Here is a 19,253-nt window from a genome sequence, read left to right as displayed (position 1 = left end):
TACGCTCAGAAGGTGTAGCCAATTTTCTGGTCTGACTCAACAGGATGCAATTCATCCAGCAAATTCAGCAGCGGAGCCAGTTCGCGGTAGCGCTCGCACGCTTTACGCAGATAATGCATCACCAGCGGCATATCGTCCAAATAATTGGCTTTTCCATCGCGGTAATTCAGGCGGGCGAAAATGCCCAGCACTTTGAGATGGCGCTGCACGCCCATCCATTCAAAATCCCGGTAAAATTCGGCGAAATCGGCGGCGATTGGCAATCCGGCCTTGCGCGCTTTCTCCCAATAGCGGATGGTCCAATCCAAAATGCGCTCCTCGTCCCAACGGATATAGGCGTCCTTGAATAGCGACACCAGATCGTAGGTGACCGGGCCATAGACGGCATCTTGGAAGTCGATGATACCCGGATTCGGGGATGTCACCATCAGATTGCGCGAATGATAGTCGCGGTGCACCAGCACTTTCGGTTGTGCCAGATTGTTCTGCAAAATCCGGGAAAAAACCGTGCGTAAAACGGCTTGTTGCTGTTCCGTCAAACCCACTTGCAAATGCTTCGCGATATACCAATCCGGAAACAAATCCAATTCCCGTTGCAGCAGCGCTTCATCGTAAGCCGGTAAATTTTCTGCCTGATGCGACAATTGCATGCTGATCAGCGCATCCATCGCTTCACCGTACAACTGGCTGGCATCACCGGGCTGATGATTCAATGCTTGCAAAAATGTTGTATTGCCCAAGTCGGACAGCAGCAAAAATCCCAGATCCAAATTTTGCGCCAGTATTTTCGGCACATGCACACCGCTATCCGCCAGAATTTCTGCTACGCGCAAGAATGGCGTGCAGTCTTCCTGTCGCGGCGGCGCATCCATGACGATGAACGTCTGATCGCCCAAGGATGCACGAAAATAACGGCGGAAGCTGGCATCCGAGGATGCAGGCTGCAAAGTAAATGGCTGCGCGGGAAATTGATCTTGCAGCCAACGTTCGAGTAATTGTTTACGTTCCATTGATGTACCCGGATAATTTACCGGTATTAAAACAAAGCACTAATTGAGTGTATTCATCTATTCACTGGCTAGCGGCAACATGGCACAATAACCAGCGATTGATAACAGTTTGTTTAAACTGGAACCCAATTCAATAACAGTGGATAATCCGTTTTCGTAAAGTAAAAAGTGTTTTGGATTTTATCACGTAGCCATCCCAATCAGCTGATCAACTGGTAAGTCTCATCAACAAGGAGAACATCAATGCTTAACAAAAATGTAATCGACGAAATCAATACCAAAGTCAGCGAAATATTGCAAAACAGCCCAGCCAAAGATATCGAAAAAAATATTCGTGTCCTGTTATCGGGCGCATTCTCACGGCTTGATCTCGTTACGCGCGATGAATTCGATATCCAGCAGGAAGTGCTGCAACGCACCCGGGAGAAATTAATACTTCTCGAAGCCAGGGTTGCTGAACTGGAAGCACGCTTTAATCAATCCACCTCTACCTCAACAGAAAGAAATGTGACATCGGATCAAATACAAACCGAAGGGTAATTTACGCAGATCACCACTCCTGGCTTCGTTCAGACCTGCTCCAGGCCATACTTGCGCCTCTAGGATTGCGACTCGCCTATGTCTCTCGCTGTTCTGTATAGCCGGGCGCTGGCAGGTATTCAAGCACCGTTGGTGACGGTGGAAACACACATCGCCAACGGTTTGCCCAGCTTCACCATCGTCGGACTCCCCGACACCGAAGTCAAAGAAAGTAAAGACCGCGTCCGGGCGGCATTGCAAAACGCGCAATTCAAAATCCCCGCGCAACGCATCACCGTTAACTTGGCGCCCGCCGATCTGCCCAAAGAAAGCGGGCGTTTCGATCTGCCCATCGCCTTGGGAATACTCGCTGCAACGGGGCAAATTCCCAGCGACAAACTAGATCAATATGAATGGGCCGGAGAGTTGGCGTTAACCGGCGAATTACGGCCAATCCACGGCGCGCTGGCGATGACTTACAATGCATCGCAATCCGGACGAAGTTTTGTTTTACCGCAACAAAACGCCGCCGAAGCGGCACTCGTCAACAAAGCCACGATTTACGCCGCCAAGTCGCTGTTACAAATCTGCGCACACCTGAGCGGACACGAATCCTTGCCGGTTTACCAGAATCCCGCGGCCAATGACATGGATACCAGCGGTTCCGCTTATCCGGATCTGGATGAAGTCAAAGGACAAACGCACGCCAAACGCGCTTTGGAAATTGCCGCCGCAGGTGGGCACAGCCTACTGATGATCGGCCCGCCCGGCACCGGAAAATCAATGCTCGCGGCGCGCTTCCCCGGCATTCTGCCGCCCATGACCGAAGCGGAAGCGCTGGAATCCGCCGCAATCCAATCATTGAGCCAGGGTAGCTTCAGTATCGATAACTGGAAAAAACGCCCCTTCCGTTCCCCGCACCATACCGCCTCAGGCATTGCTCTGGTCGGCGGCGGCAGCTACCCGCGCCCCGGGGAAATTTCGCTGGCGATGCATGGGGTATTATTTTTGGACGAACTGGCCGAATTCGACCGCAAAGTCCTGGAAGTCCTGCGCGAGCCGCTCGAATCCGGCAAAATCACCATCTCTCGCGCCGCACGGCAAGCCGAATTTCCAGCGCAATTTCAGCTGATTGCCGCGATGAACCCCTGCCCTTGCGGCTATTTAGGCCACCCCTCCGGCAAATGCCACTGCACCCCCGACCAAATCGCCCGCTACCGCGGACGAATCTCCGGCCCATTACTCGACCGCATCGACATGCAAATCGAAGTCCCAGCCGTTCCGCAACAGGAATTAATGAAACAGCAAACAACAGGCGAGAAAAGCAGCACCATCCGCCAGCGCGTTGAAAAAACCCACCAATTGCAGCTTAACCGGCAAGGCAAAACCAACAGCCGTTTGAGCGTTAAGGAAATCGACCGATTCTGCGCACTCGATGACGCCAGCGAGAATTTACTGAAACAAGCCATCAGCCGCCTGAATCTATCCGCACGTGCGTATCATCGCATTCTGAAAGTTGCGCGAACCATTGCGGATTTAGCGAACATTGAGAAAATCAACAATCAACATATTGCGGAAGCAATTCAGTATCGCCGGCTGGATAAGCAATAAGCTTCTAATAATCTAGAGCCTTGCTTTTTAATCGTTAAGTAACACGAGCGTGACCTGCAGTATAGGTCAAACCACCGTGAGTCCCCCGGCAATGCCGTGAGCTTACTTCACTGAGTTAGTCTTCGCATCAATCTCATTATGAGATAGACTACTATTATGAAAATTATTAGTCATAAAGCTCTGCGGATTTTTATTGAGGAACATCCGCAAGCTGCGCAATCGCTCTCGGGTTGGCGCCGTGTGATTGAAAAAAACCAATTTAACAATTGGGCCGAGTTGAAAGCCGCATTCAATACCGTTGATAAAGTCGATGAATTAACCGTGTTTAATATTGGCGGCAACAAATATCGTTTGATCGCTTATGTTCGCTTTGAAAAACAAATCGTCTACATAAAAGCCGTATTAACCCATATAGATTACGACAAAGGAGCTTGGAAATAGTGACTACATCCGTCGATATTAAACAGTTGCTTCCTGCTTGGGAGCAATTCAGCAATCAAACCGATATTGCACCCATTCGCGATCAAGTGCACTACGATCGCATGATCCAACTACTAGAAGCGTTGCTGGAAGAAGCATCCGGAGACGAGAAACATCCGGCTATGAGCTTGGCCGATATCGTCGGCGATCTGATCGAAGATTATGAAACACTACATTCGCGCTTACCCGATGCAACCGGTATCGATGCACTCAAATTTCTCATGCAACAGCATGGGCTTAAACAAAACGATTTAACAGAAATTGGCAGTCAAGGTGTCGTCTCGGAAATTCTATCCGGCAAGCGAGAACTCAACATCCGCCAGATCCGAGCATTGAGCGAGCGATTTGGAGTTTCGCCAGCAACTTTTGTTTGACAGTTTTAGCTTGGTACATCGGTTCTATTGATTATGAAAAAAATAGCGTAAAAGAATGGGATCAGTTACCCAGTGACATTCAAAATTCAATATCTGCATCATGGCGGAATGATGTACCTCCACTAGCCAGTGCGGTATTTGCACGATGGTGGCAATTTGAAACCTGGTTGCGTTCGCTTATCTACTTAGAGCTTCGTGCTGCCTATGGGTCCAATTGGACAGAAAGATTACCCCAACTCCCCAACAATAAGAAACGTCAGCAAAAAGATGAAGAGTTTCAATATATGGCAACACCCAATGCTCAAACACTGCTCGCATATACGGATGTAGCCGATCTCCTCAAGATCATTGATGAACAGTGGTCGCTATTCGAAAAATCCTTACTTCCTAAAGAAGTATGGAAAGGACGAGTAATCGAACTTCGTAACATCCGCAATCGCATCGGCCACTGTCGACGACCTCATCCTGATGACCTTTCAAGACTCGAACAAATATTGCGCGACCTCGAAAATGGCGCTTTCCAAGCAGCATCTGCTTTTAATCGCCAGTGGTCGGTATCCAAGGATTGGCGGGATCCACTTGCTGAAGCATGGGCTAATTACCAGCACGAAGATGCACAGCGACTGATTGAACATGCGAAAAGGCAATATGGCACTACCTTCCAATTGAATTATTCCAAGCGTCATTGGGTTGTACCGTCACAAACAATTCCACCAGCTACTAGTAAGCAAGGATATGTTTGGCATGCAAATTGGTCTCTGGATAAACAACTAAATCTTAGAAGTTTCTGGGAAGATTATGCGTTGAATGATTTTCGTGACTTATTGCTTTTGGTGTGCGCCCCAAGTCCTTACTCAATTGAAATCTCATTCTCATTTCTTGAGGATGCTCCAGCTATCGCAAATGCGATAGGCGCTATCTTTGATCTGATTATTTTTCATCAACTACCAAATTACTTACCACATGATGCTTCCGAAAAATGGAATGAAATCAATTCTGATCTCGACCCTCGAGTCCACACTTCAAGTATTTGGTCAATTGTAAGTGATAAAACTACACCAATTTCAATTTTTGGTGCCTGATATATAAATATGGATTCAAGCCACAAATCAAAAATATTGTTCAATATATTCTGAATTCCAAACCTAATCTCTTTTTGTATTTGAGGATCAACTCAATAAGTACAACCGCATAGTGCAGCAGTGTGGCCATCCTTCATGTAAATCGCATTAGCATTAGCTATCCCGGTTTAGAATTGGAATGATTTATAATTCCCTGCATCATTCAGCTATTGGGGAACACAAGATTAATAATCGTCAATCACAGCATAGTGCAATGGATTTTACGGCTATCGATTCGTCTTGCGGATTCGCTTGGGTTGATACGGCAGGAAAAATCATATCCGCCAATCCGGCTTTTCTAAATCTTCTTGCCCTGCCACCAGATGTTGCGGATAAAACATTATTTGATTTGACCGCCCCACTCAATGTATCAGCATCCGATCTACTCCGGCAAGCCGTTGCCGGACAGCACACGAAAACGATCAAACTGACTTCTACAATCGATAACAAAACCCTGCATGTGCATGTCATCGCATGCAATCAGGAACAGCGGCTGATCATGGTCGAGAGTTTGTCTTCCAGCAATTTTTCACAATCCGGAATCAACCATCAAGCACAAAATCATAGCGCTGTACCATTGGCCAATCGGGTTATGCTCAGTGAACGCATTGCAAATTGGAAACCGGATGAATCCGGCGCTGCTTCGCTGGCCATGATCATGATCGGCTTGGATCGCTTCAAGAAAATCAATGAAACACTGGGACACGATGCCGGTGATCAATTATTGAAATTCGCCGCGCAGCGGTTATTGCGCATCGTTCGTTCGGATGATCTCGTAGCGCATTTTGCAGGCGATCAATTCGTCGTGTTGCAAATCAATCAAAATCAACCCGTAGCCGCTACCACAATGGCGGAGCGCATCATCGGGCTGCTCAAACGCCCTTTTTTGATCAATGGTCAACAAGCCAATATCAGTGCCAGCATCGGTCTCGCGATTCTGCATCAGGATACCGGATCAAGCGGTGATCTGATCAAACATGCGGAACTGGCGCTGTATGATGCCAAGCACAATGCGCGCGGAAGCTATCGCTTGTACGAACAATCCCTGCAAGAAAATGCGGGTGAACAGCATGATCTTGAAGTTGGCTTGCGGCGCGCGCTTTTTTTGCAGGAATTCACGTTGTTTTATCAAGCGCAAGTGCGCATGCAGGATAGAAAAATAGTTGGGTTTGAAGCACTGATCCGATGGGAAAAACCAGGCGCCGGAATCATATCGCCGGTCCGGTTTATTCCGTTGGCGGAGGAAACAGGGGAAATTCACGAAATTGGCAAGTGGGTGCTGCAAACGGCTTGCCGGGAAGCAACAGCCTGGCCGGAAGACATCAAGATTGCCGTCAACGTCTCTCCCGTGCAGTTTGAAAACGGCAATCTGAAACAAATCGTTCAAGCGGCGCTTTCAGCCAGTGGCCTTACACCGCAACGCCTGGAACTGGAAATTACCGAGGGCTTGCTGATCAAAAATGTAGCAAACGCTTTGGAGCAACTCAAGGAAATACAGGCGTTGGGCGTATCCGTTGCGATGGATGATTTTGGCACAGGATATTCTTCACTCAATTATTTGAGCAGTTTTCCGTTTTCAAAAATCAAAATTGATCAATCGTTTGTTCATCGTATGCAAATTGACAAGTCACGCACCCTGATTAAAACGGTAATAACGCTCGGTAGCGCGCTGGGGATAAAAACCCTGGCCGAAGGCGTTGAGACAGAAGAGCAGTTCGAATATCTGGCACACAATGGTTGCATGGAAATTCAAGGCTATTTAATCAGCAAACCGGTTCCGGCTGAACAAATTCAAGCGCTCATATCATAGTTTACGATGGCCATCGCAGTGAGGAAGCAACCATGACACAAAATTTATACCGGCTGATTTATTTAAGTCAAAACACGATTCTTGGCAGCAATGAAAATGTTCATAAGGAAATCGAACAGATACTGGCCATTTCCCGGCAACGGAATGCGGCATCCGGCATTACCGGCGCACTCATGTTCAACCGGGAATGCTTTGCCCAGGTGCTCGAAGGCATGCACGATGATATCCAGGAAACTTTTGAGCGCATTCAGTGTGATCCACGCCATGGCGATGTGGTAGTCCTTGATTTCGAACCGGTAGACGCGCGCCGTTTTCCGCAATGGTCGATGGGCTACATCGGCTACGATACGCTGGCCAGCAAGGAATTCACGCAAATCCAGCTGGCAACCGGATTCGATATGAAACAACTCAGCGGGGAGCGCATATACGATCTGTTGCATGCGCATTTATATGCGACTGAAAAAGCCGGCAGCGACCTGGAGAAAATTGCTTAACCCGGATAAAACCGTTTATTCATTGCTTTAAAGTAAACCTTCATCCCGGCGGGAAAATTTTCCAGGTTTCAGTACCGTCAACAAGTCATCTCGCCCATTCAATTACCTATGTGTGCAGCAATTTCGGGTAACCGCAGATCCCCGTTCCAATGCCCAACTGGCTAGATTTTACGCATCGTGTACCCCGTAACCAGGGCAACCATCTAAAAAATTAAGGAACATCTGACTGCAGACGGCAGGAGGAACAAATTTCTGGACAGGATCAGCGTATACCAACGGCACCGTTGATAATGCACCACCTGCTTCCGATATCGTTGCGCTCAGTACAGGCGGCACCGTCACGATCACGTTTTCACAAACCGTCGTGGATCCGTACATCGGCTTGGTGAGCTGAAATGGCAATACCGTGGATTTTGGCGTGCCTATCGTGATTGACAGTTTTGGTCCGGGATATTGGGGTTCGGGCACACCTATTCTGAACGGAACAAGCACGGGATTCTTCGGTTCCGGTGAAGTGCATGGCGTGATCAGACTACCCGGTTCATTCAATTCCATCACGTTTACCCATGTCTCCGAAGGCTGGCACGGATTTACAGTCGGTGTCGCCGGTATCGCACCGGTTCCCGAACCCGAAACTTATGCCATGCTGTTAGCAGGTCTCGGATTGTTGGGTTTCGCAGTACGCCGCAATAAAGCAAACGCATAATCGCATTTCACTGCATTGCTAACAAATCCCGCTCAAGTAGCGGGATTTGTTTTTCTAACCGGACGAGATTCCGGAAAACGCTCGATTTTTTCCGTTCCGCTTGATATGCCCTAAATTGACTCCGCAGCCGCAGAATCGATGCTTGGGTGCGATTGCAATTGCGGGAAAAGCACACGTTCCTCATAGCGCACATGCGTACCCAATAACTCACCAAACCGGCGCAACCGCGCAGGCAAATCCAATTCGCAAGGCCCGCAAGCCAAATTGCGCAATTCCGCATGTTCGGTCAGGATTCGATCGGCAGATTCAGCATCCACGGCATCCGCCGCCAGACGCAACAATTGCTCTTCTCGTGCGAAATGCTCACACAATACGGTTCGCCAATGTTCTTCGATGCGCTGCATCATAGCCGTAAAAACAATGTTGTCGCCGCCCTCCGCTGCTTGACGGATAGCACGCGCTAACACCAGGGACGAATGGTGTTCACGAGATAATGAGAGTAAAGCGCCGGTTCGAGGCATATCAATCAAGAAAAGTTTATTAGCTAAAATGCCATTTATTACATCAGTTGACCAAAATTATGGTGCTTCATTTATCAATTGAATCTTACTAGAGTGAATTACTGACATTGCATTTGCAACAAGCTTAGTAGCAATAAAAACACGTTGCCTCTGATTCTCAAACCAAGTTTCAGTCATTTCCTCATTGAATAACACAGTTACTCGCCCCTCTTTGGGCCGACTAAACTTGAGAAGTCGCAAAGTATCATTGATATCATTCGCAGAAATTCTTCCATGTGCGAGTGCATCTCGAACGTAAACAAGGGTTTCATCAATTTGCTCTAAGTCATGCTTACTCACTTCCTTATTATATTTTTTGATTAGCTCGCCTAACGAGTCATAGCTCGTCAATTCATTTTCAGGTAAATCTTCTCCAACTTGAAAAGAATAGATATCTATTCCACAAGGAATACCAATTGGCCGTGCTGTAGGCAATCTTTGCAGAAAGAAACGTAACATAAGCTCAAATGATTGAAAATTTGCTATTAATTTACCCAGTAGCTTTACATGATCATCAGGTGTCATTATTCAAACCTCAACCATAGAATCGAAAAACTGATTTCATGATGAATATTAAAGCAAATACTAATTTTAATGATTTGCTCTACCATAACTCCAATACAACATAAACCCGGTAAACACCATTCCACCCAACAAATTCCCCGCAATCACCGGCAATCCGTTCCACAGCCACCAATCTGCAATCGTGATATCCGCACCCAGCCAGATACCGGCGGGAATGACGAACATGTTGACGATGGCGTGTTCATAACCCAAACCGAAGAACGTCATGATCGGCAGCCACATCGCGGCGATTTTGCCGATGGTACTGGTCGAGGTAAACGCCATCACGGCGCCCAGGGTCACCATCCAGTTGCACAGCATTGCGCTGGTGAACGCGGCGATGGTGCCGTCGAAGCCAAGTTTCGCGTATTCGAGTGTTTTGATTTCGGCGATGGTGATGGTGCGTTGCAATGCCGGGATAGTGGCTGGGTCAATCGAGCCCATTTTGGTCGCCACGATGCAGTACAAATACGCATACGTGACGCTACCGATCAGATTCCCGGTCAGCACCCAGGTCCAATTGACGAGCAGGCGATTGAACGGAACTCTGTTATCTTTGACGGCAATCGGGATCAGCGCGAAATTACCGGTGGCGAGCTCCAATCCGAGCAGCACGATCATGACAAAACCCACCGGAAACACCAGCGCGCCAGCGATGCCCCAACCGGTTTGCGTTGCCGCCAGAATCGCCAGTGTGGTGGCGTAACCCAGGAAAGCACCCGACAGAAAGCCGCGAATCAGCAACTGTTTGACCGGCAAACCGGCTTTCTTGGCGCCCGCCTGCAACATGTTTTCGACGACTTCTTCCGGTTTTACATACGCCATATCCGTGTCCCCTCAGTACAAATTCGAGGCTGCGATTTTAGCCCATTATCCGGCGGAATTTTTTCCCGGCAGAAAGATTTGCAACAGATCGTTGAGGAATCGTCTGCCCAAGATGGTCGGTTTAATGCGCAGATGATCGTGCACCAGCAAACCACGTTGTTCGGCTTCATCCAACTGTTGGCGCACCGCGCTGAGCGGCAAGCCGGTGCGTTCCTGGAACAAGGATGTGTCGAATCCGCCGTTCAGCCGCAGCGCGTTCATCATGAATTCAAAACCACGGTCTTCAGCAGTCACTTCCTGGTGTGTGTGAATCAACGACTCGCCCGATTGCGCTTTGGTTAGATATTCCTTCGGTTGTTTGTAGCGCATTTGGCGCACGATTTTATCGGCGAAGCTGATTTTGCTGTGCGCGCCCGCGCCAATCCCCAGATAATCGCCAAACTGCCAGTAATTCATGTTATGACGCGACTCCTTGCCTGCACGCGCAAACGCCGAGGTTTCGTAATTGCGGTACTGCTGCCTTGCCGTAACTTGTTCAATCATTTCCTGCATCGCCGCCGCTTGTTCGTCATCGGGAAGCGCAGGCGGGAAACGGTGAAACAACGTGTTCGGTTCGAGCGTCAGATGATAAGCGGAAATATGCGTAACACCTGCAGCGCATGCCGTTTCGATATCGTTTTCCGCTTCTGGCAAGGTTTGCCCGGGTAACGCATACATCAGGTCGAGATTGATATTATCGAAATTTTTTTGCGCAATTTCGACGGCGCGATGCGCTTCCTGATCGTCATGCACCCGCCCCAAGGCTTTTAGATGTTGGGGATTAAAACTTTGGATACCGATCGACAAGCGGTTAATGCCTGCCGCGCGAAAATCGGCGAATTTCTGCGCTTCAAACGTGCCCGGATTGGCTTCCAGCGTGACTTCGGCGAAATGTTCAAGCGGCAGCAAGGTACGTACCGCTGTCAAGATGGTATCGATCGATCGGGCGCTGAACAGACTCGGCGTACCGCCGCCGAAAAATACACTGCTCAAGCGCCGTCCCCACACATCGGCTAGGGCGAATTCAAGATCGCGTATCAGTGCCGCCACATATTCATCCTCGGGTGTTTGGTTATCCTGCCCGCGAATTTCGTGCGAATTAAAATCGCAATAAGGACATTTCTTCAAACACCACGGAATGTGGATATACAGACTCAGCGGCGGCAGCGCTTTAAGTTTTGGTACCGGTAAATCGTTCATGGATTTATCCGATCTTGCGCAACGTCAACAATGGCGGACTCGATAGCGCTGAACGCGTACCCAGCAAACCGGCGATTAACACACCGGCTACGCCGATGGACACACCCACCGCCCAGATCCAGGGATTAAACGTGTAATTGAGATGCAGTACATGCTTACCGATCACATACCCTAACGCGCTGGCACCTGCCGACGCGAATAGTCCGGATAGCCCGCCCAGGATCACAAACTCCGCAGCCCAGGCGCGCGACAATTGTTCACGCCGGGCGCCCAATGCCCGAAAAATAGCCGCTTCGTAAATGCGTTCATCCTGCGTTGCAGCTATCGCAGCGTATAGCACGGCAAAACCAGCCAGCAGCGTAAACACAAAGACAAATTCAATCGCTTGCGAAACCTGCTGGATCATCTGCTGAACTTGATTGATCACCGTCGCCACATCGACCACCAGAATATTCGGAAACGCTTTAACCAATTCATGCACGCGATGAATTTCCGTAGGCGGCACATAGAAACTGGTGATGTAACTGGCTGGGTAATTTTCCAGCAAACCGGGAGGCACAACGACAAAAAAGTTGACGCGGAAAGTATCCCAATCGATTTTCCGCATGCTGGTGATTTTGGCGGAAAAATGACTGCCCGCGATATCGTAAGTCAGTTCATCGCCCAGTTTGACGCGAATGGTTTTGGCGATGCCTTCTTCGATCGACAATTCCGCTTTCTGTGTACCGTTATCCCACCAAGCGCCCTGTACCACTTGGTTATCCGATCCCAGTTCATCAGCCCAGGTCAAGTTGAACTCGCGCCGGATATGTCTTTCCGCATGCAAATCATTGGCATAATCTTCTGCGGATACTTCCTTGCCATTGATTTTAATCAATCGGCCGCGAACCATAGGATGCATCTGTGGCGGCTCCAGCGCGTGCTGTTGGAAAAATTCCTGCAGCGGCTGCAACTGATCCGCTTGGATATTCACCAAAAAATGATTTGGCGCATCCGGCGGCAAGCTGGTATGCCAATCGTCGATCAAGTCATCCTGGATCAGGGTCAACACCAATAAAGCCATCAATCCCAAACCCAGCGCCACCGCTTGCAGAACGCTCGAAACCGCGCGGCGGCGGATGCTGGCCAGACCATAGCGCCACGCACCACCGGCCTGATGCCGCAAGCTCGACAGCAAGCGGATCAGCAACCAGCCGAGACTGCCGAAAATGGCGATGGCCGAGATAAATCCCGTCACGATATAAAGTCCCAGCTTCAGATCTTGCGCTTTCCAGATAAACAACAGGGATAAAGCCGCCAATCCCAGTAAATAACCCGCAATGCTGTGCGCGTTGGACAATCCGATATCGCGGCGCAGCACGCGCAATGCTGGAACGCTGCGTAAATTGAGTACCGGCGGCAAGGCAAACCCAAGCAGCAAAACCAGCCCCACCAGCAGCCCCTGCACCGCAGGCAGCCAATTCGGCCACGGCAATTCGGTTTCCACGAGGCCAGTCAGCCAGTGCGTCAGAATTTGCTGCGCGGCAAAACCGAGCAAACAGCCAATGCTACTGGCAATCACCCCTAAGGCAACGAAATAATAAACATATAAATAAAACAGTTGGCGCTGGCTGGCGCCCAGGCTGCGCATCACGGCGCACCCGTCCAGATGACGCTGGGTAAAGCGACGCACGGCCAAGGCGATTGCGGCGGCGGCCAGAACCACGCTGGCCAATGCCGCCAGGCTGAGAAATTTTTCCGAGCGCTCCAGCGCGGCTTTAATTTCCGGGCGCGCATCGCGTATGCCTTCCATTCGTTGCGCTTTGGTCAGTTGAGGTTTTGCCCAATCACGAAATTGCTGCACCACATGTGGTTCACCCGCGATCAGCAATTGATAGGAAACACGGCTGCCTTCTTGTATCAGACCGGTTTTTTCCAGATCGGCCGCGTTGATCATGGCACGCGGGCCCATGTTGATGAATCCAACCGAATGATCCGGCTCACGCACCACCAGCTCGGTGACCGTCAATTGGGTCACACCGACATCAACGATGTCGCCTACTTTGAGATCCAACCGGGTCATGGCCTTTTCGTCGACCCAAATGGCGCCTGGCTGCGGAATCCCATCGGCTTCGCGGATTTCCGCTTGCGTAGCGGAAGCTTGTGATGACTGATTAGCCAAATGCACACGTCCGCGTAGCGGATAGCCTTCGGTAACCGACTTAATCTCGGTCAGCAAATTGCTGTCCCCATTGGAAATCATACTGGCAAGTTTGGTCAGCGATGAAACGGACAAACCGAGCCGCTGAGCTTCATCAGCGTATTGCTCGGGTAGTGGTTGGCTTGAAATAACCAGCAAATCCGCGCCCAGTAATTGATTGCTTTCACGCGCCAGCGCCGATTCCACCCGGTCGGCAAAAAAACCGACCGTAGCAATGCCGCTGACGGCAATAATCAGAGCCAGCAGCAAAACGTTGAGCTCACCCGCGCGCCAATCGCGGTGCAGCATGCGCAAAGACAGCTTAAAATGATTCATGAGAATGAGGGCCTTGGTGAAAAAATAAAGAAGAAATACCCGCGCTGCTCAGTTGTTGCGACTACCGCACCAATCGCCCGTCCGCCAACCGGATCTGGCGCGCACAACGCCGCGACAAAGCTTCATCATGCGTAACCAGTACCAGGGTCGTGCCATGTTCGCGATTGAGTTCAAACATCAAGTCGATAATTTGCACACCGGTAGCCGAATCGAGATTGCCGGTAGGCTCATCGGCCAATAACAACTTGGGATCGGTTGCAAACGCACGCGCAATGGCGACCCGCTGCTGCTCTCCGCCGGATAACTGTTTGGGATAATGATTCAGGCGCTGCCCCAGTCCGACGCGTTCCAGCAATCTTCGCGCGGTAGTTTCCGCGTTGCCGGTGCCGGCCAATTCGAGCGGCAGCATAACGTTCTCAATCGCGGTCAAGGCAGGCAACAGCTGGAATGATTGAAACACAAAACCAAGAACCCTGCCACGCAATGCCGCCCGGCTATCCTCATCGAGCGAGAAAATATCCACCGCATCCAGATGAACTTTCCCTGAAGTCGGCAAATCCAATCCAGCCAGAAGCCCTAATAAAGTCGATTTACCGGAACCGGATGCGCCTATAATTGCAACCGCTTCACCAGGATTTACTTGCAATTCGATATCCTGCAATATAGTCAATTGCTGATCGCCGGTATTCACTTGTTTGGTGAGCGCCTGCGTCCAAAGAATGGGTTGATTAATACGATTATCTGACATGAAAAAAAATTTCCTGATTATTCTGATTCTTGTTTTTACTTTCGCCACTCCCGCTACTGCATCCAGCAAAACAGTATTGGTCTTTGGCGATAGCCTGTCCGCCAATTACGGTATAGCGAGAGAAGCCGGCTGGGTTGCATTGCTCACGCAACGGTTACAATCCGAGTTTGCCGATTATCAAATCATCAACGCCAGTATCAGCGGTGAAACCACGCTGGGTGGCCGCAACCGGATTCAACAAACCCTTGAGAAACATCACCCTGAGATTATTATCCTTGAGCTTGGTGCAAACGACGGTTTACGTGGCGCAGCAATTAAATCCATCTATAGCAACTTGGCGGCGATCATTGAAAAATGTCAACAGCACAACGCTTTGGTCTTACTGGCTGGAATGCAACTGCCGCCCAATTATGGCATGACTTACACACAAAAGTTCCAGGCTATTTTTCCGCAACTCGCTGAAAATTATAAAATCAAATTAGTGCCATTTCTATTAGCCGGTTTTGGCGATAAACACGAATATTTTCAGGCCGATGGAATACACCCGAACGAAGTTGCACAGAAAAAGATTGTAGAAAATGTTTGGGAAGTTTTATACACCATGTTTAAAACCAAACAAGTTGCCGCTACCCCGAAAAACTAGCAGTGCATTATAGCACTTGGACTCATTCCATTAAGATCCGCGAGTGTGCGACGCTTGCGCATGCTCAAGACCATCGATAAATTTCTGTAGATCTATCGACAACGGCGATTGCAGTTGCATGCGCGCTCCTGAAACCGGGTGTGTAATGCGCAACGTGTGAGCATGTAGAAACATGCGCGCCAGTTTATTTCCTCCGCTCGCTTTAGCCAGTTGCTTGTTCACTTCAAAATCACCGTACTTATCGTCACCGGCGATGGGAAACCCGATATGCGACAAATGGACGCGAATTTGGTGTGTCCGCCCGGTTTTAATCTCAGCGTCGAGCAAACTGAAATTTTTCCAGGATTTTTGCAGTGTGAATATCGTATGCGCCTGCATCGGCTTGCTGTCTTTGTGAGTCCCGCTGGCAACCATCACGCGCCGTTCACCGGCGGTTGTCACATATTTGTCGAGCGCCAATTTGACATGTTGCTTGGCGTTACGCCACTCCCCTTTGACCATCACCCGGTAATGCTTTTCCATCAAGCCGTCACGAATTTGCCGGTGCAGATCAACCAGCGCGCTTCGTTTCTTCGCCAGCAAAAGTACGCCGGATGTCTCTCTATCCAAGCGGTGCACCAGTTCGAGAAATTTCCAGGTTGGATGCTGTGTGCGCAGCTGTTCGATGACACCGAAACTGATACCGCTGCCACCGTGGACCGCCATGCCGCTGGGCTTATCAATCACCAATAATGCATCGTCTTCATGCAAAACAGTGAAGTTAAAAAAATTGACCGGTGCAATCTGCTTGACCGCATTCTTTTCAGTGGTCTTGACCGGCGGAATCCGCACCATATCGCCCGATTGCAGGCGATAACAGGCATCTATCCGTTTTCCGTTAACGCGCACCTGGCCGCTTCTCACCAATTGATAGATATGGCTTTTCGGTACATTCCTAAAACGCTTGAATAAGAAATTATCAATCCGCTGATCGTTTTCTTCTTCTCCTATGCATTCTTTGACGATTGATACAGGGGATTGAGTATTCATTGTCACATTTTTGATTATTTCAGTTATTGACGCAAAGAGATGTAGTTCTCTGACAAAAATCTAAAGATTTTACTCATTTCTTTTTAAAGTTGTTGCTGTAAAATCTACTGGCTATACTCACTACCAGCAGCGTTAATAATAATATTGACATAAAACAAAGTTCTATTTGGAACTTTATGTAAAATCTGTTACCTTAAACGGGGACAATAAAACCTACTAAGTAACGAGGACAATAAAACCTGCTAAGTAGAGCATGGGCGAGCTTTAATGACTTCGACACGAAAAAATTTCACCAATAAGAATAAGATATTGAAATATAACAATAAAATAATTAGATTGATAAATAAGCATACAATAAAATTATTAAATCAAAGCCTCGTCATTACAACTACGCATACCAAAAAAATCTAACCGAAGAAATTGCGGATAGTGTATTTATAAATAGAACACGTAAGGCTTGTAAATGAAACGAATGTTATTTAATGCGACCCAACCTGAAGAGTTGCGAGTTGCAATCGTCAATGGTCAAACACTGATCGACCTTGACATCGAATCTATTAGTAAAGAACAACGTAAAAGCAATATCTACAAAGCTGTCATCACACGAATAGAACCCAGTCTGGAAGCCGCATTTGTAGATTATGGCTGCGAACGTCACGGTTTTTTACCCTTCAAAGAAATAGCCTCCTCTTGTCTTGCCGAAAATGGTACCGCCAATGGCCGTATTCAGGATCTATTGCAAGAAGGCCAGGAATTAATCGTACAAGTCGATAAGGATGAACGTGGCACAAAAGGTGCCGCGCTGACAACCTATATCTCGCTGGCTGGCCGGTATCTGGTTTTAATACCCAACAATCCCAATAGCGGGGGCGTATCACGCCGCATCACCGGTGAAGAGCGCAACGATTTACGCGAAGTGATCGCGCAGCTCCAAGTTCCTGATGGAATGAGTATTATTGCCAGAACTGCCGGAATCGGCCGCAGCACGGAAGAGTTGCAATGGGATTTGAATTACCTGACACAACTCTGGTATGCGATTGAAGAAGCAGCCAATCATCAGGATGGTGTTTTTCTGATCTATCAGGAAAGCAGCTTGGTGATTCGCGCGATCCGCGACTATTTCAGCCAGGAAATCGGTGAAATCTTAATCGACAGCCGCGATATTTATGAACAAGCCAGTCAATTCATGGCGCATGTCATGCCCGCCAATGTTGATCGCCTGAAGTTTTATCACGATGATGTGCCTTTATTTTCACGCTTTCAGATCGAACATCAGATAGAAACGGCCTATTCCAGGCAGGTTACGCTTCCTTCCGGCGGCGCAATTGTGATTGATCACACTGAAGCGTTGGTATCGGTTGACGTCAACTCAGCACGCGCTATCCGTGGATTGGATATTGAACATACCGCTTTAAATACCAATCTTGAAGCCGCCGATGAAATCGCCCGGCAATTGCGCTTGCGCGACTTGGGCGGATTAATCGTCATCGACTTTATCGATATGGATGTGCAGCGCAATCAACGTGAGGTTGAAGCCAGGTTGCATGAAGCATTGCGGCAAGATCGCGCGCGCATCCAAGTCGGAAAAATATCGCGTTTTGGCCTTCTGGAGTTATCACGGCAACGCCTGCGCCCTTCCCTGGGTGAAAGCAATTATATTCCGTGCACACGCTGCCAAGGTACCGGATTTATCCGCGGAACCGATTCTTCGGCATTGCATGTGCTAAGAATCATCCAGGAAGAAGCCATGAAAGAAAACACCAATGCATTGCACGTCCAGCTTCCGGTGGATGTGGCCACTTACCTTCTGAATGAGAAGCGAGCGGAAATTTATGATATTGAAGTGCGACAGCGGATCAGTATCGTCCTCATACCTAATATCCATATTGAAACACCCACATACAATATCACTCGAATACGCCACGAAGACAGCAAAGCAAACGAATCCGTAGCAAGTTATAAACTGGTCGAAAAAAATACCGAGGAAAACAACCTGGTCGTTTCCGAGCAAAGAAACAAACCCACCCGCCCTCAAGCCGCAGTTCAAGGCATAACACCCGCTCAACCTGCACCGATCCGCGAAGATAGATCACGCGATACCTCGCTGCTGGATAAATTTTTCAGCTGGTTTAAGCCCGCGCACAGTGAAGAAACAAGGATTGATCTTGAAGAAAAGCCGGTTGAAGATAAAACCAGGCAGCAGGAGCGCGGACGCTCGCGTGGACGCCGTGGACGCAACCGGAATGAGCGCAAAGATACTTCCGCACAAAAACCAGCCAAGCAAAGCGATACCTCAGATTCAACCGGTGCGGCACAGGATTTCAATAATCCGGAATCCGGACAATCACCGCAATATCCGGTAGCCGCAGAATCCCCAAGGAACAATCCGAGGAGAACCGCTCAACCAGTAACCGTAGACTTTGTGGAAGCCGCCGAGATTAACGATCTTTCTGCTGCGGAAACCGAAAGCGCTGAAGGCAACGCTACGAAAACCGATGAGCGCAGACGAAACCGTCGGCATCGTGGCAATAAAAGCCGCGACCATAACGGACAAGGGAGAAATGCTGCGGAGAACCACGAAACTGTGTCGGACGAAACACCGAGTGATGCTGTACAACATGATGAATATCCAGTCAGCCTGCAACCGGTGGTAGTAGTAGCGGAAGCGATACCTGTTAACGAAGATTCACCGCCGCCCCCCGCTGTTAAAAAGCAATCCAGCAGGAGAGCACCGGTGGTCGATCAAACGGTTCAAAACAGTATTATTCCACCGGAATCCGTACCAGTTCCAACGCCAATAGCGGAAATCAGTGCACCTAAGGAACTTCCGGATTTAAGCAAGAGCGGCTTGATCATGATAGAAACACCGCCAGAAAAAGTCGAAATGGTGACTGAAGAAGTCATCACCCCTAAAAGACCGCGTAGAAGGGTTAGAAAAGCCGTTACGACGCCAACTGAACCGCTGATGCAAGTTGAAACGCGCGAATAAACACCTGTAACATGCA

The 19,253-nt window shown here is 49.0% G+C and carries 18 protein-coding genes; 10 read left to right on the top strand and 8 right to left on the bottom strand.

The window, feature by feature from the left end; genetic code table 11:
- Positions 1-5: 5 nt before the first annotated feature.
- Positions 6-1,010 (bottom strand): aminoglycoside phosphotransferase family protein, encoded by a 1,005-nt coding sequence (locus tag DU481_RS07970; RefSeq protein ID WP_350133645.1) that lies wholly within the window; start codon positions 1,008-1,010, stop codon positions 6-8.
- 243 nt (positions 1,011-1,253) lie between these two features.
- On the opposite strand from DU481_RS07970, the gene DU481_RS07965 reads away from it, so the two are divergent.
- The 8 genes from DU481_RS07965 to DU481_RS15575 all read left to right on the top strand — a co-directional run bounded on the left by DU481_RS07965 (position 1,254) and on the right by DU481_RS15575 (position 8,125).
- Complete coding sequence (locus DU481_RS07965) at positions 1,254-1,550, top strand: accessory factor UbiK family protein (protein WP_107803238.1); 297 nt, start codon at positions 1,254-1,256, stop codon at positions 1,548-1,550.
- A 78-nt stretch (positions 1,551-1,628) separates the two neighbouring features.
- Entirely contained in the window at positions 1,629-3,140 is a 1,512-nt protein-coding gene (locus DU481_RS07960; RefSeq protein ID WP_350133644.1) for a YifB family Mg chelatase-like AAA ATPase, read from the top strand.
- A 156-nt stretch (positions 3,141-3,296) separates the two neighbouring features.
- Positions 3,297-3,581: a type II toxin-antitoxin system HigB family toxin gene (locus DU481_RS07955; RefSeq protein ID WP_350133643.1), complete on the top strand. Its 285-nt coding sequence runs from the start codon at positions 3,297-3,299 to the stop codon at positions 3,579-3,581.
- Positions 3,581-3,994: a helix-turn-helix domain-containing protein gene (locus DU481_RS07950; RefSeq protein WP_350133642.1), complete on the top strand. Its 414-nt coding sequence runs from the start codon at positions 3,581-3,583 to the stop codon at positions 3,992-3,994. Before DU481_RS07955 ends, DU481_RS07950 begins: the two co-directional genes overlap by 1 nt.
- Positions 3,991-5,076, top strand: coding sequence for a Swt1 family HEPN domain-containing protein (locus DU481_RS07945; RefSeq protein ID WP_350133641.1), 1,086 nt, complete (start codon positions 3,991-3,993; stop codon positions 5,074-5,076). Before DU481_RS07950 ends, DU481_RS07945 begins: the two co-directional genes overlap by 4 nt.
- Positions 5,077-5,329: 253 nt before the next feature.
- Positions 5,330-6,925, top strand: coding sequence for a putative bifunctional diguanylate cyclase/phosphodiesterase (locus tag DU481_RS07940; protein WP_350133640.1), 1,596 nt, complete (start codon positions 5,330-5,332; stop codon positions 6,923-6,925).
- A gap of 32 nt (positions 6,926-6,957) precedes the next feature.
- The gene (locus DU481_RS07935) at positions 6,958-7,419 is read left to right on the top strand and encodes a BLUF domain-containing protein (protein WP_350133639.1); all 462 of its coding nucleotides are present in this window, start codon (positions 6,958-6,960) and stop codon (positions 7,417-7,419) included.
- 418 nt (positions 7,420-7,837) lie between these two features.
- Positions 7,838-8,125 carry a PEP-CTERM sorting domain-containing protein gene (locus tag DU481_RS15575; RefSeq protein WP_502889927.1) on the top strand — a complete coding sequence of 96 codons (288 nt, stop codon included), beginning with the start codon at positions 7,838-7,840 and terminating at the stop codon, positions 8,123-8,125.
- A 110-nt stretch (positions 8,126-8,235) separates the two neighbouring features.
- Here the strand turns inward: DU481_RS15575 and DU481_RS07925 are convergent, their stop codons facing one another.
- The 6 genes from DU481_RS07925 to DU481_RS07900 all read right to left on the bottom strand — a co-directional run bounded on the left by DU481_RS07925 (position 8,236) and on the right by DU481_RS07900 (position 14,576).
- Positions 8,236-8,646 carry a hemerythrin domain-containing protein gene (locus DU481_RS07925; protein WP_350133638.1) on the bottom strand — a complete coding sequence of 137 codons (411 nt, stop codon included), beginning with the start codon at positions 8,644-8,646 and terminating at the stop codon, positions 8,236-8,238.
- 57 nt (positions 8,647-8,703) lie between these two features.
- Positions 8,704-9,210: a hypothetical protein gene (locus tag DU481_RS07920; protein ID WP_350133637.1), complete on the bottom strand. Its 507-nt coding sequence runs from the start codon at positions 9,208-9,210 to the stop codon at positions 8,704-8,706.
- A gap of 66 nt (positions 9,211-9,276) precedes the next feature.
- Positions 9,277-10,074 (bottom strand): formate/nitrite transporter family protein, encoded by a 798-nt coding sequence (locus DU481_RS07915; protein WP_350133636.1) that lies wholly within the window; start codon positions 10,072-10,074, stop codon positions 9,277-9,279.
- Between the two features lie 45 nt (positions 10,075-10,119).
- Positions 10,120-11,313 (bottom strand): radical SAM family heme chaperone HemW, encoded by a 1,194-nt coding sequence (hemW, locus tag DU481_RS07910; protein ID WP_350133635.1) that lies wholly within the window; start codon positions 11,311-11,313, stop codon positions 10,120-10,122.
- Between the two features lie 4 nt (positions 11,314-11,317).
- Positions 11,318-13,828 carry an ABC transporter permease gene (locus tag DU481_RS07905; RefSeq protein WP_350133634.1) on the bottom strand — a complete coding sequence of 837 codons (2,511 nt, stop codon included), beginning with the start codon at positions 13,826-13,828 and terminating at the stop codon, positions 11,318-11,320.
- A 61-nt stretch (positions 13,829-13,889) separates the two neighbouring features.
- A complete protein-coding gene (locus DU481_RS07900) occupies positions 13,890-14,576 on the bottom strand; it encodes an ABC transporter ATP-binding protein (RefSeq protein WP_350133633.1) in 687 nt (228 codons plus the stop codon).
- On the opposite strand from DU481_RS07900, the gene DU481_RS07895 reads away from it, so the two are divergent.
- Positions 14,575-15,219, top strand: coding sequence for an arylesterase (locus DU481_RS07895; RefSeq protein WP_107803409.1), 645 nt, complete (start codon positions 14,575-14,577; stop codon positions 15,217-15,219). The two genes, DU481_RS07900 and DU481_RS07895, sit on opposite strands and share 2 nt — an antisense overlap.
- 30 nt (positions 15,220-15,249) lie before the next feature.
- On the opposite strand, the gene DU481_RS07890 is transcribed toward DU481_RS07895, so the two are convergent.
- Positions 15,250-16,248, bottom strand: a complete 999-nt coding sequence (locus DU481_RS07890) for an RluA family pseudouridine synthase (protein WP_350133632.1) — start codon at positions 16,246-16,248, stop codon at positions 15,250-15,252.
- A gap of 463 nt (positions 16,249-16,711) precedes the next feature.
- Here DU481_RS07890 and DU481_RS07885 point away from each other — a divergent pair, with 463 nt between their 5' ends.
- The gene (locus DU481_RS07885) at positions 16,712-19,237 is read left to right on the top strand and encodes an Rne/Rng family ribonuclease (protein WP_350133631.1); all 2,526 of its coding nucleotides are present in this window, start codon (positions 16,712-16,714) and stop codon (positions 19,235-19,237) included.
- The last annotated feature ends 16 nt before the right edge of the window (positions 19,238-19,253 follow it).

It is taken from the genome of Nitrosomonas sp. (assembly GCF_040240425.1).
GTDB lineage: Bacteria > Pseudomonadota > Gammaproteobacteria > Burkholderiales > Nitrosomonadaceae > Nitrosomonas.
The sequence above is the reverse complement of the archived record's forward strand: the minus strand, read 5'-3'. Positions and strand labels throughout refer to the sequence as shown.

Excerpts from the sequence above, each read along its gene's own strand:
- DU481_RS07940 (WP_350133640.1), top strand. The coding sequence starts at position 5,330 with ATGGATTTTACGGCTATCGATTCGTCTTGCGGATTCGCTTGGGTTGAT.
- DU481_RS07955 (WP_350133643.1), top strand. The coding sequence starts at position 3,297 with ATGAAAATTATTAGTCATAAAGCTCTGCGGATTTTTATTGAGGAACAT.
- DU481_RS07960 (WP_350133644.1), top strand. The coding sequence starts at position 1,629 with ATGTCTCTCGCTGTTCTGTATAGCCGGGCGCTGGCAGGTATTCAAGCA.
- DU481_RS07935 (WP_350133639.1), top strand. The coding sequence starts at position 6,958 with ATGACACAAAATTTATACCGGCTGATTTATTTAAGTCAAAACACGATT.
- DU481_RS07885 (WP_350133631.1), top strand. The coding sequence starts at position 16,712 with ATGAAACGAATGTTATTTAATGCGACCCAACCTGAAGAGTTGCGAGTT.
- DU481_RS07925 (WP_350133638.1), bottom strand. The coding sequence starts at position 8,646 with ATGCCTCGAACCGGCGCTTTACTCTCATTATCTCGTGAACACCATTCG.
- DU481_RS07900 (WP_350133633.1), bottom strand. The coding sequence starts at position 14,576 with ATGTCAGATAATCGTATTAATCAACCCATTCTTTGGACGCAGGCGCTC.
- DU481_RS07890 (WP_350133632.1), bottom strand. The coding sequence starts at position 16,248 with ATGAATACTCAATCCCCTGTATCAATCGTCAAAGAATGCATAGGAGAA.
- DU481_RS07915 (WP_350133636.1), bottom strand. The coding sequence starts at position 10,074 with ATGGCGTATGTAAAACCGGAAGAAGTCGTCGAAAACATGTTGCAGGCG.
- hemW (WP_350133635.1), bottom strand. The coding sequence starts at position 11,313 with ATGAACGATTTACCGGTACCAAAACTTAAAGCGCTGCCGCCGCTGAGT.
- DU481_RS07970 (WP_350133645.1), bottom strand. The coding sequence starts at position 1,010 with ATGGAACGTAAACAATTACTCGAACGTTGGCTGCAAGATCAATTTCCC.
- DU481_RS07895 (WP_107803409.1), top strand. The coding sequence starts at position 14,575 with ATGAAAAAAAATTTCCTGATTATTCTGATTCTTGTTTTTACTTTCGCC.
- DU481_RS07905 (WP_350133634.1), bottom strand. The coding sequence starts at position 13,828 with ATGAATCATTTTAAGCTGTCTTTGCGCATGCTGCACCGCGATTGGCGC.
- DU481_RS07965 (WP_107803238.1), top strand. The coding sequence starts at position 1,254 with ATGCTTAACAAAAATGTAATCGACGAAATCAATACCAAAGTCAGCGAA.
- DU481_RS07920 (WP_350133637.1), bottom strand. The coding sequence starts at position 9,210 with ATGACACCTGATGATCATGTAAAGCTACTGGGTAAATTAATAGCAAAT.